This window comes from Marinobacterium sp. MBR-111 (genome assembly GCF_040547585.1).
Taxonomy (GTDB): Bacteria; Pseudomonadota; Gammaproteobacteria; order Pseudomonadales; family Balneatricaceae; genus Marinobacterium; species Marinobacterium iners.
Genome location: NZ_JBEPQA010000013.1, coordinates 90430 through 108370, shown reverse-complemented (window position 1 = coordinate 108370; position 17941 = coordinate 90430). Strand labels below are relative to the sequence as shown.

17 protein-coding genes are annotated in these 17941 nt (G+C 55.7%); 8 read left to right on the top strand and 9 right to left on the bottom strand.

Features of this window, described 5'->3' with window-relative positions; genetic code table 11:
• The 3 genes from ABIE61_RS10990 to ABIE61_RS10980 form a co-directional block, all read right to left on the bottom strand.
• Positions 1–610: ferric reductase-like transmembrane domain-containing protein (locus ABIE61_RS10990; protein ID WP_354409415.1), on the bottom strand; the 610-nt coding region annotated here is incomplete at its 3' end.
• 103 nt (positions 611–713) lie between these two features.
• The gene (locus tag ABIE61_RS10985; protein ID WP_354409412.1) at positions 714–1382 is read right to left on the bottom strand and encodes an RBBP9/YdeN family alpha/beta hydrolase; all 669 of its coding nucleotides are present in this window, start codon (positions 1380–1382) and stop codon (positions 714–716) included.
• 86 nt (positions 1383–1468) lie between these two features.
• On the bottom strand, positions 1469–2476 hold the full coding sequence (locus ABIE61_RS10980) for a sulfate ABC transporter substrate-binding protein (protein WP_354409409.1): 1008 nt from the start codon (positions 2474–2476) through the stop codon (positions 1469–1471).
• 207 nt (positions 2477–2683) lie between these two features.
• Here ABIE61_RS10980 and ABIE61_RS10975 point away from each other — a divergent pair, with 207 nt between their 5' ends.
• From ABIE61_RS10975 to ABIE61_RS10950, 6 genes are all read left to right on the top strand, one after another.
• Positions 2684–4222: a thymidine phosphorylase family protein gene (locus ABIE61_RS10975; RefSeq protein ID WP_354409421.1), complete on the top strand. Its 1539-nt coding sequence runs from the start codon at positions 2684–2686 to the stop codon at positions 4220–4222.
• Positions 4219–5115 (top strand): ribose-phosphate pyrophosphokinase, encoded by an 897-nt coding sequence (locus ABIE61_RS10970; protein WP_206839488.1) that lies wholly within the window; start codon positions 4219–4221, stop codon positions 5113–5115. The genes ABIE61_RS10975 and ABIE61_RS10970 overlap by 4 nt, the downstream gene beginning before the upstream one ends.
• Complete coding sequence (locus ABIE61_RS10965; RefSeq protein WP_206839473.1) at positions 5102–5686, top strand: alpha-ketoglutarate-dependent dioxygenase AlkB family protein; 585 nt, start codon at positions 5102–5104, stop codon at positions 5684–5686. Before ABIE61_RS10970 ends, ABIE61_RS10965 begins: the two co-directional genes overlap by 14 nt.
• A gap of 30 nt (positions 5687–5716) precedes the next feature.
• Entirely contained in the window at positions 5717–6454 is a 738-nt protein-coding gene (gene nfsA, locus ABIE61_RS10960) for an oxygen-insensitive NADPH nitroreductase (protein ID WP_206839472.1), read from the top strand.
• A 112-nt stretch (positions 6455–6566) separates the two neighbouring features.
• Positions 6567–6890, top strand: a complete 324-nt coding sequence (locus ABIE61_RS10955; RefSeq protein WP_091821557.1) for a hypothetical protein — start codon at positions 6567–6569, stop codon at positions 6888–6890.
• 62 nt (positions 6891–6952) lie between these two features.
• Positions 6953–7975 (top strand): CobW family GTP-binding protein, encoded by a 1023-nt coding sequence (locus tag ABIE61_RS10950; RefSeq protein WP_354409405.1) that lies wholly within the window; start codon positions 6953–6955, stop codon positions 7973–7975.
• A gap of 33 nt (positions 7976–8008) precedes the next feature.
• Here the strand turns inward: ABIE61_RS10950 and ABIE61_RS10945 are convergent, their stop codons facing one another.
• The 5 genes from ABIE61_RS10945 to ABIE61_RS10925 all read right to left on the bottom strand — a co-directional run bounded on the left by ABIE61_RS10945 (position 8009) and on the right by ABIE61_RS10925 (position 13817).
• Complete coding sequence (locus ABIE61_RS10945) at positions 8009–9361, bottom strand: TRAP transporter large permease (protein ID WP_354409402.1); 1353 nt, start codon at positions 9359–9361, stop codon at positions 8009–8011.
• Positions 9351–9992, bottom strand: a complete 642-nt coding sequence (locus tag ABIE61_RS10940; RefSeq protein WP_091821567.1) for a TRAP transporter small permease subunit — start codon at positions 9990–9992, stop codon at positions 9351–9353. Before ABIE61_RS10940 ends, ABIE61_RS10945 begins: the two co-directional genes overlap by 11 nt.
• Positions 9967–11007, bottom strand: a complete 1041-nt coding sequence (locus tag ABIE61_RS10935; protein ID WP_206839453.1) for a TRAP transporter substrate-binding protein — start codon at positions 11005–11007, stop codon at positions 9967–9969. The genes ABIE61_RS10940 and ABIE61_RS10935 overlap by 26 nt, the downstream gene beginning before the upstream one ends.
• A 181-nt stretch (positions 11008–11188) precedes the next feature.
• On the bottom strand, positions 11189–12238 hold the full coding sequence (locus tag ABIE61_RS10930) for a TRAP transporter substrate-binding protein (RefSeq protein WP_354409398.1): 1050 nt from the start codon (positions 12236–12238) through the stop codon (positions 11189–11191).
• A gap of 79 nt (positions 12239–12317) precedes the next feature.
• A complete protein-coding gene (locus ABIE61_RS10925) occupies positions 12318–13817 on the bottom strand; it encodes a CoA-acylating methylmalonate-semialdehyde dehydrogenase (RefSeq protein WP_354409395.1) in 1500 nt (499 codons plus the stop codon).
• A 146-nt stretch (positions 13818–13963) separates the two neighbouring features.
• Here ABIE61_RS10925 and ABIE61_RS10920 point away from each other — a divergent pair, with 146 nt between their 5' ends.
• The gene (locus ABIE61_RS10920; RefSeq protein ID WP_091821582.1) at positions 13964–14920 is read left to right on the top strand and encodes a LysR family transcriptional regulator; all 957 of its coding nucleotides are present in this window, start codon (positions 13964–13966) and stop codon (positions 14918–14920) included.
• 63 nt (positions 14921–14983) lie between these two features.
• Here ABIE61_RS10920 and ABIE61_RS10915 read toward each other — a convergent pair whose 3' ends face one another.
• Positions 14984–15196: a cold-shock protein gene (locus tag ABIE61_RS10915; protein WP_091821585.1), complete on the bottom strand. Its 213-nt coding sequence runs from the start codon at positions 15194–15196 to the stop codon at positions 14984–14986.
• 762 nt (positions 15197–15958) lie between these two features.
• Here ABIE61_RS10915 and ABIE61_RS10910 point away from each other — a divergent pair.
• Positions 15959–17935: a methyl-accepting chemotaxis protein gene (locus ABIE61_RS10910; RefSeq protein ID WP_354409391.1), complete on the top strand. Its 1977-nt coding sequence runs from the start codon at positions 15959–15961 to the stop codon at positions 17933–17935.
• Positions 17936–17941 lie beyond the last annotated feature (6 nt).

Here is a 17941-nt window from a genome sequence, read left to right as displayed (position 1 = left end):
TTTTGCCGATCAGCCCCGCCAGCGACTGCAGGCTGGCGATGCTGCCTGCACCGATCAACAGCGCCATCAGCCAGCCGGTCGGCTGCTGCCACCAGTTCAGTGGTGCCAGCAGCAGAGAGTGGGCCGCCAGGCTTAGATAGATCAACGGCATGACACGGTGCAGATAGCGCCAGAAACGGTAAGGGACCCAACGGATCAGGGTGATGAGCACAAGGCCCAGAAGCAGATACAGGCCGGGCTCTCCCCAGTCCTCAAACATTCCCTGCAAATTGTCTAGCAGACCCGAAAAGTCAGCTTCACGCAGGCTGCGATCCTTCCCGAACAGCACCTTGAAGGCGTCATCGCCCATCTCGATCAGCCAGTGTGTCAGGGCAAAAACGGCGCCCAAAATGCCGGTCCACTTGTGCAGGTGATACTGCTTGTCCAGACCACCCAAGGGAACTTCCAGCCATTTCGGTCGCATGGCCAGAAGCATCGTGATGGACATAAAATTGATGGCCAGAAAGCCACTGAGGGTCAGAAAATGTTCATAGCTGAGACTCCATTGCCAGACACCCAGCTGTACCGCCAGCAGTGCAATGAGACTCAGGATCAGATTTCGATTGGGCATACAGAAAATCCTCCAGATGTGGAGTCATTCTGTACCGCTCTACCTGATACCAACCTTAAATTACGTACTTGAGAAAAGTGAATGTACAGCGGAGTGCCTATAATCAAATGCCGAGCTGCTTGCGCGTTTCCAGCCGAACCTTTGCCAGTACGCTCCCTCGACCAGCCTTGCGCACGAGCAGCGGCTGACGCTGAACATGCGGTTCTGACTTCTCGCTGTTTTGCATCAGCGATGTCAAAATGGTAAGTCCTTCAGGCCAAGCACCAAAACCTGAATCCGTATTGATATGACCAGCGGAGCTCATTGAGTAGGTTGGCAAGCCCCAATGTCCAGCCCAGGCTTTTGCTTTCACTTCCTGCATCCAGGGATCATTGCTGCTGTATACAAGCAAGCCTGGTAGGCCGAGCTTGAATGCAGGCATTAGTGGTTCCAGCGACTCCAACTCAGCATCAATGCAGCGCTTTCGACCAAGGGGATGGAAGCGGCGCGGGTCCGCAGGCGCCACCATCAATACGCCCGCAACTTTTTCAGGTATGTCCGCAGCAATCACCGCACTAACCAGACACCCAAAGCTGTGTGCTACCAGCCACACCTTACCCTCGACCATTTTGACCTGTTGCTTGAGACAACGGCCCCACTCTGCAAGGACTGGCTCTTCCCAGCTAATACCCGTGAGACGATGTGTATTCGGTAACTGACTTTCAAACCAGCTCTGCCAATGATCTGGCCCACTACCACCTACGCCCGGCACTATCATGACATTCTGTTTCATAGTCCATTCCTGCCTGTAAACCGTTACAGCAAAAGCCCGGCTCTCACTGCTTGCGAGTAAAGCCGGGCTGTCATTTGAACGTCAGGTTACTTGGCGTAAATCTGATCGAACACGCCACCATCACTGAAATGAACATCCTGTGCTTTATGCCAACTGCCGAACACTTCATCCACGGTGAATGTCTTCACGTTTGGAAAACGTGCAATATCTTCAGGATCAGCAAGGGCAGGCAGCACTGGACGATAGTAGTGTTTGGCAGCCAATCGCTGAGCTTCCGGGGAGTAGAGGTAAGACAGGTATGCTTCGGCCACTTCACGCGTGCCTCGGGCCTCTGCCACCTTGTCGACAACAGTTACGGGAGGCTCGGCCAGAATTGATACGGAGGGCACGACAATTTCGAACTTTTCCGGGCCCAGTTCATTGACGGCCAGGAAGGCTTCGTTTTCCCATGCCAGCAACACATCACCGATTTCGCGTTGAACAAAGGTGTTGGTAGAACCACGAGCACCAGAATCAAGTACAGGAACCTGTTTATAAATACTGGACACAAATTCCTTGGCTTTTTCGACGTCACCTCCGTTTTTCTCCAGCGCATATCCCCAGGCCGCCAAGTAGTTCCAGCGTGCGCCGCCCGAGGTTTTGGGGTTAGGTGTGATAACTTCAACACCCGGCTTGGTCAGATCATCCCAGTCCTGAACTCCCTTTGGATTGCCCTTACGTACCAGGAATACGATGGTGGAGGTATATGGGGCACTGTTGTTGGGCAGTCGTGATTGCCAGTCAGCTGGCAGCTTCCCTGTGCGCTCACCGATCGCGCTGATATCGTATGCCAGCGCAAGAGTGACGACATCAGCCTCAAGTCCATCAATAACAGCACGTGCCTGCTTGCCGGCACCACCATGAGATTGGCGAATTTCGACATTGTCACCCGTGCGCGCTTTCCAATAATTGATAAATTCCGGATTGAGTTCTTGATAGAATTCACGGGTAGGATCATACGATACGTTGAGCAGGGTAACGTCTTTAGCCTGAACGGCAGCCACCCCGGAAATTGCCAGTGCGAGCAATGTACCTTTAAGCGTTTTGTTAAGCATTTTGGGCCTTCCTGACTGATTAGTGTTGGTTAGCACCACGTTAACAAGCGGCATTTATCATAAAAAATAATAAAAAACGAAAAGCTTAGCTTGATTTAAAATAAAGAGTATTCACTCTCTACTATCTCCTTGAATGATTATTCGCAATTACTGCTGTTCGGTTACACTGAGCCAAAGGCTGTAACCGATCGGAGATCCGCAATAATGATGATGCTGACCCCTGAGCGCATGGCGCCTCTCAAGGCCCGCCGGCTCGGAATAGATACACACCACGAGCCCACCCTTTACCTGCCGGCCCAGAGTCATGTCTGCCGTTCTGAAGGGTTTGAAAGCCTGTCACGCGTGCTGGTAACGACCCATCAGAACCAGCACCTGATTGCCTCACTCAATATCATCACCAGCGATCTGCTCAGTGAAGAGGAGGTCGGCTTCTCAGAGTCAGCCTGGCTGCGTCTGAGACTGGAGCATAACGATCCCATCTGGCTGTCACACCCCAAGCCGGTGCAGTCGCTATCCTATGTCCGTGCCAAAGTATATGGTCATGAGCTGACCGATCTGCAGTTCCAGAGCATTATCAATGATATTGTGGATGGCCGTTATGCCGATGTGCACCTGGCGGCCTTTATTACCGCCTGTGGTGATGACAGCCTTAATGACAACGAGATCACTTCACTGACTCAGGCAATGGTCAAGTCAGGCAGCACTGTAGACTGGAAGCTCCCCATGGTGGTCGACAAGCATTGTGTGGGCGGCCTGCCCGGCAATCGTACCACCCCGATCGTGGTATCCATTTTGACCGCTTGCGGCCTGACAGTACCCAAAACCTCATCCCGTGCCATCACCTCTCCGGCCGGTACTGCCGACACCATGGAAACACTGACCGAAGTGAGCCTGACACTGGAGCAGATGCGTCAAGTAGTCGGGGCTGAAGGTGGCTGTCTGGCCTGGGGCGGCTCCATGCGACTGAGCCCGGCCGATGATATGCTGATCCAGGTCGAGCGAGCACTGGATATCGATAGCGAGGGGCAGCTGATTGCGTCTGTACTGTCGAAAAAGATTGCAGCTGGTGCTACTCATGTACTGATCGACATTCCGGTTGGCCCTACCGCCAAGGTGCGCAGCCAGGAAGCCGGCGAACGGCTGGCAGAAAGCTTTCTGGCCGTTGCCGAGAATCTGGGCCTGACACTCAAAATCCTCTTTACCGATGGCTCCCAACCGGTGGGCAGAGGCATTGGCCCGGCCCTTGAAGCACATGACCTGCTGGCAGTGATGCAAAATCATGCCGACGCCCCGCTGGATTTACGTGAACGAGCCATCAGCGTCGCCGGTGCCATGCTGGCAATGGTCAAGGGCATCAGCGTTGAAGAGGGCGTTGTCCTGGCCGAAGAAACCCTCGATAACGGCAGCGCATGGGACAAGTTTCGCGCCATCTGTCTCGCCCAGGGTGGACTCAAGGTGCCACCTGTGGCGCCCTACCGCTATGCAATGGTGGCTGACCGTGACGGCATCGTGGACCGGATCGACAACCGGATTCTGGCCAAGATTGCCAAGCTCGCGGGGGCTCCGGCTGATCCGGCGGCGGGGGTTGAGATCTGTGCCAAACTCGGCGACCGGGTTGCCTGTCAGGATGTATTGATGATGATTCACGCCGAGAATGCCGGCGAACTCAACTATGCGGTAGAGTATCTGAATGATCATCTGGAGGTGATCGAACTGACCGATTCAAGCGAGGAAGCCTGCGCATGAGTATTCTGCTGTTCAATCCTGATTCCGACCCGGCACTGGCATCACAACTGGCTCGACTGCTGGATGCGCAGGCGGGGGTACTGGAACAACGCCGCTTCCCCGACGGCGAAAGCTATCTGCGGGTACACACCGAATGCAAGGGACGCCGGTGTGTCATCCTCTGCAACCTGTTTCACCCTGACGAGCGGCTGCTGCGACTGCTGTTCCTGGCGGACACTCTGCGCGAGATGGGGGCGTCCGAGGTAGGTCTGGTCACCCCCTATCTGGCCTATATGCGACAGGACAAGCGCTTCAAACCGGGCGAGTGTGTCAGCTCCCGCCCCTTTGCCCGATTGCTGTCAGAGGCCTTCGATTATCTGGTGACCGTGGATCCGCACCTGCACCGCTATCACTCATTGGACGAGATCTATACCATCCCATCCCGCGTGGTTCAGGCCGCCCCATTGATTGCACACTGGATCGGTCAGCATATCCGTGATCCGCTGCTGATCGGTCCCGACAGTGAAAGCGAACAGTGGGTATCCCATGTAGCCGGTCTTGCCGGAGTACCGTTCCAGATTCTGCAGAAGGAGCGCCGTGGTGACTATGATGTCAGCATCTCGCTGCCGGATCTTGAACAGGGGCAGCAATGCACTCCGGTACTGGTGGATGACATCATCTCCAGCGGTCGTACCATGCTGGAAACCCTGAGCCACCTGCAGTCTGCCGGCCTGCCCAGAGCGACCATCATCGGCGTACACGGCATCTTTGCCGGCGACGCCTATACACGCCTGACTCAGGTTGCCGATGTGGTCACGACCGCCTGCATCCCGCACCTGAGCAACCAGATCGATATCGCCCCCCCCATCGCCGAGGCGGTGCGCGAGCTGATGCAACAACGTGACACTGACTGAACTGTCACTGCCGAACGCCGAGTTGCGCTACCGCCCGTGCTTCCTTGAGCGCAAGGAAGCTGATTTTCTGCTGCAACTGCTGCAGCAGCGGGTGAACTGGCGCCAGGATAGGATCCGGCTGTTTGGCCGCGAACATCTGATTCCGCGCCTGCAGGCATTTCAGTCTGATCCCGGGCTTTATTACACCTATTCGGGGCTGCGTCTGGCCGGCAGCGACTGGTTACCCGCTCTGCGGCCACTGAAACAGCGGCTGGAATCACTGTGCGGCCAGCCGTTCAACGCCCTGCTGCTGAACCTCTACCGCGATGGTCAGGATGCCATGGGCTGGCATGCAGACAACGAGCCTGAGCTAGGCCCCAACCCGCTGATCGCATCCATCAGTCTGGGTGCCGAACGCCGCTTCAGACTGCGCCACAATACCCATCGCGAGACTCACACTCTAATACTGGAGCACGGTTCGCTGCTGCTGATGGCCGGCCCAACCCAGCACCACTGGCAGCATTGCCTGCCACGCAGCCGGCGCTGCCATGAACCGCGCATCAACCTGACCTTTCGCCTGATCCATGTATAATCCTGCCACGCATCTTTTGGGAGAAACGCCATGAACCCGACGATTGAACTGCTCAATGCTCACCGATCCATCCGCAAATTCACTTCGGAACCTGTCGATCAGGCCACGGTGGAAACATTGATCAAGGCCGGACAGGCGGCTGCCACGTCCAGCTTCATTCAGGCCTGCACCGTTATTCAAGTTTCTCAGGGGGAGAAGCGCAATGCACTGGCCGAGATGGCCGGTAATCAGGCCTATGTAGCGGAAGCCCCTCTGTTTCTGGTGTTCTGTGCTGACATGAAGCGGCACCAGCTGGCCTGCTCAATGCACGAAGCCGAAATGCAGTCCGGTTATACCGAGCAATTCCTGACCGCTTCACTGGACTGTGCCCTGTTTGCACAGAATGTCATCGTTGCAGCCGAGTCACTTGGGCTTGGTGGTGTTTATATTGGCGGCCTGCGCAACAGGATTGCGGATGTGGCCGAATTGCTGGAGTTGCCTGAACTGGTCTATCCGGTATTTGGTCTGTGCCTGGGCAAACCCGATCAGAACCCGGAAGTCAAACCACGCCTTCCCCTGTCAGTGGTGCTTAAACAGGACCGCTACGATGACAGTCAGGACGAGGCTGTCATCCGTGACTATGACGAGACGGTACGCCAGTACTATCGCACCCGTACCGGCGGCAATAAGGAAATGAGCTGGAGTGAGCAGATTTCCGGCATGCTGGTAAAGGAAGCGCGGCCACACATGTTGCCCTTCCTGCAATCCCGGGGGTTTATCAAGCGCTGATTTTTTGCCTGCTGCCCGTGCAGGCTGATTCTGGCTCGTCTATGCTGAACTCAGGTGCCCGCCGCAACCGAAACGGCGGGCTCTGTCGAGTTTCAGCCTGAGGAGCGTCACCATGCCCGGCAACCATATCGACACACTGCTGCAGCAGCTTGAACATGAATCCCATCGCCGTTCCCGTTTGCAGACCATCACCTTGCCGATCGAACAGGAAGATCTGGTTCGTCTGCAGGCACTGGCGGAAGTGTACGGCATGGATATCACTGAGCTGACACCTGTCCTTCTGCACACGATTCTGACCGACATCGAAGCCCATATGCCGTACAAACCCGGCAAAAAGGTGATTCGGGTGGAGGATGACGAGCCCATTTATGAAGATGTGGGCCCAACCCCCCGTTACCTTGCCGCCAAACGCAAACACGAGAAAGTGTGCGCCTGAGCTTGTCAGGACCGAGTGGCTGGCAGACAATTGTTATCCTGTAACACTGACAGGATTCTCTTGTGCCCGCACAGCCACTTCACTCCGTTCCAACCAACATCATCACCGGGTTTCTCGGCAGCGGCAAAACCACTGCCATCAATCACCTGCTGAGTCTCAAGCCCCCCTCCGAACGCTGGGCCGTACTGATCAACGAATTTGGCCAGATCGGTGTCGACGCCAGTTTGGTGACCCACTCCGATGGCGTTGAGCTGCGTGAACTGGCGGGCGGTTGCCTCTGCTGCGCACTGGGTCCAAGCCTGCCGATCACCTTGGCAACACTTCTGCGCAAGGCAAGGCCGGACCGGCTACTGATCGAGCCCACGGGACTTGGTCACCCTGCCCGTATCGTCGATACTTTGCAGAGCGCACAGTTTGCAGACGTACTCGATCTGCGCAGCATCATTTGCATGCTTGACCCAGCTGTTCTGACACAGCCCGAGGTAATGCAGCAGCCGGGGTTTCTGGATCAACTCAACCTATCCGATGTCATTGTCCTGAACCGCACCGATCTGGCGGAATCCAACCTGACGCGGGAAGCACTGGAACTGTCTCAACACATGTTCCCACCCAAGCAGGGAGTCTTCAGGGTTGATAGAGGACAGCTGGACCTCGCCTGGCTCGATCTGGTTCACGATGGTCAGCTCAGCGCACAGTTTCCCGAGGCGCATGCCGAGTCCGCGAAAGCCAGTCCACTAATGGCACCGGTAATATCACGGCCGGAACAGTCACCACAGCCACGGCAGCCATTATTCAAGCAAGGACAGGCCGAGGGCTATTTCAGTTATGGCTGGGTTTTTACGGCAGCTGACCGCTTCGATTACAGAGCCATCCAAACGTTTCTCGACAGTGTGAGCGAGGCCACCCGAATCAAGGCTGCAATGGGGATCGGTCATACATGGGTGGGGTACAACCGCAATCGCGGGGATAAAGCAGCAGAAGTCAGTGAGCTGGCCTGGCGCCGAGACTCACGTATCGAAATACTCGCCGACCGTCAGATCGACAGTGCCGAGCTGGAAAAACACCTGTTGGCTTGTCTGCAATAGACAGCAGGGCGGGACCAGCCCGCCCTGTCAGTTTCAACTCAGTCCCGGTAACCAGAGCACGATCGACGGGAACATAATGCACAGTGCCAGACCGGCCAGCTGCAGCAGTACAAACGGGATGATTGAACGGTAGATGATACCGATACTCACATCCCCCCGCGTGATGCCCTTGAGATAGAACAGCGCGTAGCCAAAGGGCGGCGTCAAAAAGCTGGTCTGCAAATTAATCGCCACCAGGATCGCAAACCATACCATCAGCGCACTACCGTTAAGCCCCTCAAATTCGAGCCCGGCGACCACCGGCAGCAGCAACGGCAGAATCACGAAACTGATCTCGATCCATTCCAGGAAAAAACCCAGCAGGAAGATCAGTCCCATCAACAGTAACAGCAAACCGTACGGCCCAAGCCCTGTCCCGGTGATCAGCTCCTCAATCATGTCTGCACCGCCGAGGCGCTTGAACACCACACTAAAACAGGTGGCACCAATCACCACGAACAGGATCATAGCCGAGGTTTTTGAGGTGGAACGACATACGTGGCGCAGCGTATTCATGTTCAGCTGTCGCAGAAAGAGAGCGAGCAGCATGGAGCCGGCCGCCCCAATGGCAGCGGCTTCCGTCGGTGTCGCAATGCCCGCCATAATCGAACCCAGTACCGCCACGATCAACACAACGGGACCCAACAAGTCACGCAAAAGTGCCAACCCAAGCGGGGACTGATCTTCTGACAAATGCGCTTCGCCTCCCTCACGGGCCAACGGAGCCCAATCCGGGCGAAAGTACGCAGCCGACAGCAGGTAAAGCGTATAAAGTCCGCCCAGCATCAGCCCGGGAACCAGAGCGGCCTTGAACAGGTCGCCAACTGAAATGTTCATGATGGAACCCATCAGCACCAGCATGATCGATGGCGGGATCAGAATACCCAGGGTACCGGACGCCGCCACCACACCGTATGCCATTTCAGGTTTGTAGCCCTGCTTCAGCATCACCGGCAGCGCCAGCAGCCCCAGCATCACAACCGAGGCTCCGATAATGCCGGTGCTCGCAGCCATCACAACCCCCAGCAGTGCCACCGATACAGCCAGGCCGCCACGCACGTTACCGAACAGCCGCTGCAGCGTCAGTAGGAGGTTTTTGGCCACCCCGGAACGCTCCAGCATTAGTCCCATAAAGACGAACAGCGGAATGGCAATCAAGAGCCAGTTCTCAATCACGCCACCAAAAATGCGGGAAGCAACCGTTCCCAGAAACGGCAACGGAATATCGCCAATGAAGGCGAACAGAATACCCAGCCCCCCCAGCAGAAACGCAACAGGGTAGCCACTGAAAATTCCCACCAGCAGCGCCACAATCATGGCGATGGCCAGGCCATATTCATCCAGCATCAGAGCTCTCCTCTACATCACGTGCCGGGTCCATGATCCGTGCCAAACGGTCAAATATCTGCCCCAGCGCACCCAGCGCGAGCAACATGAGACCGGCCGGCAAGGCACCTTTGATCAGGTAACGATCCGTAAGCCCCCCATAGTTGGATTGCTCACCGGAGATAAACGACATCTGCACCATATGCCGTGACAGCCAGGCGACCAGAATGCAGAACGGCAACAGCATCAGGGTATGCCCCGCAATTTCCACCCAGTGTTGCGTGGTACGGGACATGGAATGGTGCAGCATATCCACACGAACGTGTGTATCCGCATGCATGGCATAGCTGGCCCCGATCAGCGTTAACAGGCCGAACAGGTGCCACTGCATCTCGGTGACCGTGTTGATTGTCACGGCTTCCCCCAGCAGAAACACCTTGCCATCCCAACGCATCAACTCATTGATGCCCATGGCGTTCATCACCACGGTTGTAAGCACAGCCACCATTACAGCCAGCACCAACCAACTGCTGATCCGACCGAGCCACCGCCCAACCCCGATCAGGGGGCAGGCAACGATTGAACACCAGCGGGCGCCCTGCAGGCGCCAGCCGGGTATAGGAGTATCAGTTTGATATCTGCTGGAGTTCATACCATTCATCTACCAGAGCAGAGTGCTGCATGAGCGACTCATAGGCTTGTTTGAATTCCGGGTTGTTGCGCATCTCTTCTTCCCGCACTTCATCCCAGCCTTTGCGAAGTTCCGCCAGGACAGGCTCGGGGAAGCGTTTTACGTTGACCCCTTTATCCCTAAGTTCCTGAAGTGCCTTGATCTGTGCCGGCAATACCTCATCAAACTCCTTCTGGATATTAGCCTTGCACGCGGTTTCTATCCTTGCCTGTTGTGTCTCGGAGTAGCTGTCCCACACGCCCTGATTGATCAAGAGGGCAAGCCAGCCGGCACCCTGCTGCCAACCCGGGAAGTAATAGTTGCTGGCAATCTCGTGCAGCCCCATGGACTGGTCAACGGCCGGGATTGAAAACTCCGCTGCGTCCACACGACCACGCTCAAGTGCCAGATAGACTTCACCGCCCGGGATCAGCTGGGTTGTGGCACCATACTTGTTAAGCACCTTGGCTCCCAGACCTGAAATTCGCATTGAGAGTCCCTTGAAATCCTCAATGCCGTTGATTTCCTTGTTGAACCAGCCACCGGGTTCCTGAGGCAGGAAGGAACAGGGCACAACCTTGACACCGTACTTATCCATTGATTTCTGCAGCAGCTCACGCCCTTCACCTGCTGCAGTCCATGAAAACACGGCTTCCGCAGATGGACTGAAAGGCAATGCGCCATACAGGTTGGCGATCGGCAAGGTGCCGGCAAAATAGGCAATACTGCTCCAGCCCGCGGGAATCGCTCCGGAGGATACTGAGTTCAGGATCTCGAAGGGAGGTACCAGCTCACCCGGCTCATGGACTTTCAGCTTCAGCTCGCCGCCACTGAGCAACTCAACCTGCTCAGCCACGTTCTGCGCACTGGCACCAAACATGTTCCGAAGTGAATAGCCGCTGGCCACATCAAGTCTGGACGGACCTTCCGCCACCACCGACATGCTGATCGCTAAAACAGAAACGCCTACCGCAAGAGATTTAGTTTTATTTTTCATGGTGTTAAGTCCTATCAGTGGGTGTCAGACCAAACTATGACACTCATCAATAAGACGATATCCATTATCCGCAACGACTGTCCCTCTACTGCACGCCGGCATAGGCTGACGTGCAGAGTTCGAATGGCTGTCAGGTACTGACACGGGTCCGCCACGAAGGCGGGCCCGTGTCGATAGCCGATCAGCGCGGTATGGCCTGCAGCTCGTACCACTCATCAACCAGCTTGCTATGCTCCATCAACGACTCATAGGCTTTCTTGAACAACGGATTGTTTTTCATCTCTTCTTCGCGGACTTCATCCCATCCCTTGCGCAGTTCGGCCAGCACGGGTTCCGGGAAACGTTTTACTTCTATTCCCTTCTCTTCAAGCTTGCGAATGGTACGGATCTGCTCAGCCGGCGCTTCTGCCATGGCCCATTGCAGGGTGGCGCGACACGCGGTTTCAAACTGTGCCCTGATCTTCTCGTCGTACTGATTCCAGACATCCTTGTTGATAATGAAGGAGAACCAGCTGGCCGACTGATGCCAACCCGGGAAGTAGTAGTACTTGGTAATCTCTTCAAAGCCCATCAACTGATCGACCTGAGGTACCGAAAACTCGGAGGCATCAATACGACCACGCTCGAGGGCGAGGTAGATTTCACCGCCCGGAATCAGCTGAGTGGATGCACCGTATTTGTTCAACACCTTGGCACCCAACCCGGAAATACGGATACGCAGACCATCGAAATCCTTGATATCGTTGATTTCCTTGTTGTACCAGCCACCGGTTTCCTGCGGTGAAATGAAGCAGGGCAGCACTTTTACGTTGTACTGATCATAGGCACTTTGCAGAATCTCGGTGCCCTCGCCGGCCCACATCCATGACATGAAGGCTTCCGGGCTTGGGCCAAATGGCAACGCACCGTAGAGATTTGTCACCGGTACCGTACCGGCCCAGTAGCCGATCCAGTCCCAGCCTGCGGGGATTGCACCCGAAGATACGGCGTTGAACACTTCAAACGCGGGTACCAGATCGCCAGGGTTGTGGACCTTCAGCTGTACCTTGCCGTCGGTTACCGTTTCCAGCTCCTTGGCAAAACGTACGGCACCTTCACCGATGAAAATATTGGTATTGAAGGTGTTGGCCACGTCCAGTTTGGCGGGGCCTGCTGCCTGCAGAGTAGTGGAAAGCGCAAGTGCTGCCACACCTGCGCCGATGGCGGTTGTCATGCGAGAGTACTGACTCATGATTTCACTTCCTGTTGTTGTTATTACGTGGGTTGAAACCTGAATGTATCGCTCCGATGCAAAGCCGGAGCGACTCCAGTTACTTCATGGAAATGGTAGTATTGACCCCAAGCGACTCGTTGTCAGGTTCAAACCAGCGAGAAGTCACGGTTTTGGTCTGCGTCCAGAACTGAATCGCCTGCTTGCCGTTGGGGCCCAGATCGCCCAGCTTGGATGCTCGTGAACCGGTAAAGCTGAAGAAGGCCACCGGAACGGGGATCGGCACGTTAATGCCCACCTGGCCGACGTCGATATCGTTCTCATAGCGGCGCGCAGCCCAGCCGGAGCTGGTAAAAATTGAGGTGCCATTGCCGTTGGGGTTGGCGTTGATGAAATCGATGGCGTCATCCAGTGTATCCACGCACACGACGCACATGACCGGCCCAAATATTTCTTCGCTGTAGATGCGCATTTCGGGCTTCACATCGGTGAAGATGGTTGGCCCGACAAAGTTGCCGTCAGGATAACCGTCCACACTGATGTTACGACCATCTAGTGCCAGAGTTGCACCTTCAGCCACTCCCGCGTCGATGAGGCTAACAACGCGGTCCCGCGCCTGTGGCGATACCAATGGCCCCAGGTCGGCATCACGCTGGGTACCCGGCCCCACTTTCATCTCTTTGGAGCGCTCGATCATCTCGGGCAGCCACTCCTTCGCCTCCCCGACCAGTACCACAACCGCGTTAGCCATGCAGCGTTGCCCTGCCGCACCGAAGCAGGAACCGATCACGTTGTTGATCGCCTGGCTGCGGTTGGCATCCGGCATGATCACACAGTGGTTCTTGGCCCCCATCATGGACTGCACACGCTTGCCGGCCGCACCGGCACGGTTGTAGATATGAGTACCCACATGAGTGGAGCCGATAAACGACAGCGCCTTGATATCAGGATGGTCACAGATCTGGTTGGCAACATCGGCACCACCGTGCACCATATTCAATACGCCAGCCGGTATCCCAGCCTCATGCGCCAGCTCAACCAGACGCATGGTCGACGTCGGGTCCTGTTCGGACGGCTTGAGAATGAAGGTATTGCCTGTAGCGATGGCCAGCGGGAACATGAAGCAAGGCAACATCACAGGGAAGTTAAACGCCGTAATGCCAGCTCCCACACCGATCGGTTGCTGCAGCGAATAGACATTCACGCCTCCGGCGGCATTCTCGGCGATCTCCCCCAACTGCAGTGAGGTGATGGAACAGGCATGCTCTATAACTTCAAGACCACGCCCCACTTCACCTTCGGCGTCAGGCAACGTCTTGCCATGCTCTTCGGTAATCAAGGCAGCAAGCTCTGGCGTATGTTCACGCACCAGTGCCTGAAATTTCAGCATGATGCGCATGCGCTGAGCCAGCGACACCTTGCGCCAGCTTTTGAACGCCTCCTTGGCTGAAGCTACCGCACGATTAACTTCATCCACCGTGGCAAAAGGAACTCGGGCGACCACCTCCTGCGTGGCCGGGTTGATGACATCGCGCCACTCTGGGCTCTGTGAACGGACCGGTTGACCATCAATGAAAAGCGGAATTTCTCGAACCGACATCTACCTGATCTCCTTATATTTTTTGTGTACTCAGGCAAAACAGAACAGTGTCTGCAGCTGCTTTCGAGTCTAGCGGCGCATCCTGTTGACAGACAACGGCCATCCAAGCACATTGGTTGTGCAAAAATGCACAAGGAATATTCCATATGCTCAATTGGCAGGACATCCAGATCTTTCTAGAAGTGGCCCGTGCCGATCGGCTGACCGATGCAGCCCGCCGATTAACCATAGACCATTCCACGGTATCACGTCGTATCCGTCGCTTTGAAACCGAACTCAATACGCAACTTTTTGAGCGCAGCACCCACGGCTACAGGTTAACCGCCGCCGGTGAGCAACTGCTGCTGTTTGCAGAAGAGATGGCTCGCCAGGTCACAGGGGCAAGCGAGAGTATCAGTGACCAGAACCTTCAGGTCAGCGGCCAGATCCGACTCGGTGTAACCGAAGGCTTTGGCACCTACGTTATCACGCCGCTTTTGAGTGCATTCCAGCGCCGCTATCCGGAGTTGACGGTTGAGCTGCTTGCCCTTCCCCGTGCGGTCAACCTGGGGCGGCATGAAGCGGATCTGGCCATTACAATCGACCGTCCACGAAATGCCGAGATGGTGGTTTCGCGGCTGTGCCACTACAGGCTGCAGCTTTATGGTGAGCAGGGGTATCTGGATCGCAGGGGGCGCCCGGCCGGAGTTGATGCGCTGTCAGACTTTGATCTGATCGGCTATGTGGACGATCTGATCTTCAGTGATCAACTGTGCTATCTCGATCCTCTGCTGCAGGGATTACCGACATTGCCCCGCTTTGCACAACGCAGCACCAGCATTGTCACCCAGCTGCATGCCGTGTTGGCCGGCAGTGGACTGGCTGTGCTGCCCTGCTTCATGGCGGAGCAGGACCCTCGACTGGAGCCCTTATTGAGGTCTGAGATCGACATTTGCCGTGAGTTCTGGATAGCCGCCCGTGCGGAACAGCGCCAGCTGTTGCGGGTACGCTTGTTGTGGCAATTTTTAAAGGATGCGATTGAGCTCAATCAGCCTTGGCTGATGGGAGAGAGCGACACAGGTCTGCAGCTGCCGCTTTCAGTACCTTTGGTGCAGCAAACGTAAATCGCGGGGTATAAACAGAACAGCGGGCATGACGCCCGCTGTTGGAATCCGGACTGTCGATGCTCAGGCAACAACAGTGACGTTTTCAGCCTGCGGGCCTTTCTGGCCCTGAGTAACTTCGAAAGTTACAGTCTGGTTTTCCTGCAGAGAACGACGACCAGTACCGTTGATGGCACGGAAGTGAACGAATACGTCCGGGCCGTTTTCCTGCTGGATAAAGCCGAAGCCTTTTTCATCGTTGAACCACTTGACGGTACCAGTTACGAGCTGTGACATTTTTTGCCTCTTTCTTTTACATGTACACCAGCCATTGGCCGGCTTTTCTTATGGTTGGATGCACTAAAGTGCGATCCAGTCGCTAAAGGTTCGACACACCGTTCGAACCCCTTGATACCGGAACCTGCTGGTATCCGGCCTCTTTCAGCCTTCGGGTATCATGCCCGAATGCAGAAATCTTCCCTGGTATTGGCACACTCAGGTAACACTGAGACAGCCTCGCTGTCCGTCATCAACCAGTCTGATGTGCAGTCTTTGCAATTCCATGACGCACTTATCCTCGCTACAGACTGTAGCAAGGTGAGTACAACACAACATGAAAAAACAGAGGCAAAAGGACTGACAACAGAAGGTACGTTCTTCACACTGGCCGAGAAGCGGCTGAAGAGAGGACGGTAGACACCAAAACCGGGAAAGAGGGTTATGGCGTCTGTTTTGCGGGCGGCAGTCATGCCGCTGTGTGGCTGTCGTATCAAGTAACTCAAACTCCGGGCCGATGTCATATCGGCTGTCCGGCTGCCCGCAGGCGGCTATTTCATTAGCACCGGATTTAAACGCTTTCCAGCATAATACCCAAGTTCAGGGCAAATACAATGCCGCCTCTGCGAATTTTTTCAGCCTGTCAATCACCCTATTCAAGTCACTGCTTACAGGGCATTCTGCACCAATTTGGCGCTGGCAAATCCACCCACAACGCTCTAACCTTCAACAAACAGCTATTTGTCGTCGCGCCGTCTCGACAGCCGCAAGGGATCTCGACCCATGAAAATCCGCTTTATCCACAAAATACTGCTGCTGTTACTGCTTCCCGTACTTGGCATCACTATGCTGCTGGGCGATACACTGATTGATCGTTATCACGACGCCGCGGCGCTGAACAAGCTGGAGCTCGAGGTTGAACTTACTACCTATAACAGCGCACTCGTGCATGAATTGCAGAAAGAACGAGGCGCCACCAGCGGTTGGCTCGGGGCAGGTACCGAGGCGTTTGCCAATACTCTGCGCCAGCAGAGGCAACAAACCGATCAGGTAATGTCGCGCTGGCAAAACTACCTTGAAGGGCAGGCATTTTCCGATGCCGATATCACCTCAACCCTGGTCCGAATCCAGCGAGAGCTGGGGCAGTTACGCACTATTCGCCAAAGTGCAGACAACCGTGATATTGAACTCTCCCGCGCCCTGGGCTATTTCACGGATCTGATAGCCGAGCTGCTGAGCGTATCCGCCACCACCTCACGTATCAGCGATGATGCAGCCATTTCACGTGCGTCCGCAGCCTTCTATGCGTACCTGCAAGCCAAGGAGCGCGCCGGAATCGAACGTGCAGTCCTCAGCAACGTTTTCGGCCGCGACAGCTTCGCCCCCGGTCTTTATGAACGCTTTCTGAACCTTGTGTCACAGCAGGAGACCTACCTGGCCCAATTCAAGGTACTGGCCACTGAAGAACAGGGAAGCCGCTTTTCTCAGCTGGACAGCTCTGCGGAGTTTTCTGCCGTAGAACGTTTACGCAAGGTGGCAATGGACAAAGCAACGAGCGGCAATTTCGGAGTGCCCGGCACGGAGTGGTTTGATCGCGCGACCGATCGCATCAATGTCATGAAGAGCTTCGAAGACCAGATTGCCGGCGAGCTGCTCAATACGGCTGCCAACCAGCACCAGCAAGCCCTGTTCCAGACCTGGCTCGCGGGTTCCGCCCTGGCCGGAATTCTGGCTTTGGTTGCGCTGATCTCATCATGGATCATACGGGGCCTTCACCGTCAGGTCGATGCCCTCGCCAATACCATGGACCGGGTGCGCAACGAGCATGATCTCACCGCTCGCGCCGCTGTTCTGTCCGGTGATGAGCTGGGTACGGTGGCACATTACCTCAATCACACTCTGGACAACTTCTCCAGCGCGATCAGAGAAGTCGCCACCGCCAGCACCCAATTGAATCAGGAAGCGCTCAGCACCAGCAGTATTGTGCAGCAGGCAGAACAGAGCCTGCAGTCACAGAGCAATGAAACCATGCAGGTGGCGGCAGCGGTTGAAGAGGTTTCGACGGCAGTACAGGATGTAGCCAACAGTACGGTCAGTGCATCTGATGCCGCACATCAGGCCAATCAGCTGGCGATGGACGGTCATGCCAAGGTACAGGCGGCGGTCGAGGCTGTTGCCAGTCTTGCCTCCGACAGCCAGCGGTTGGCTGAAATGACGACACGCCTCAATGAAAGCAGCCAACGCATCTCCGATGTCACCAATGTAATCAACAACGTTTCCGAACAGACCAACCTGTTGGCACTCAATGCCGCTATCGAAGCCGCCAGGGCCGGCGAGCATGGCCGAGGTTTTGCAGTTGTCGCTGATGAAGTGCGTACACTGGCACAACGTACGCAACAGTCCACCTCGGAAATTGACGAGATAATCCGTCGTTTGCAGCACGAAACACAACAGACCAATACCCTGGTTGAAAGCAACCAGAAGGATATGGAGGTTGCAACCAGCCGTGCCAAAGAGGTCGAGCAGGCGCTGGATCAGATTGTCATTGCCATTGGCGATATCACCAACATGTCGACCCAGATCGCAGCGGCGGCCGAGGAGGAGTCCACCGCCATCAGCGATATCGGCCGCAACATTACCGGCATCGACAATAGCGCCGAAACCATCAGTGAAAGCGCCCGCGTCCTGTCCGAACATGCCGAACAGCAGCTGCAGCTGGCACAGAATCTCAGCCAGCTGATCAAGCGCTTCAAAACCTGACGGCGC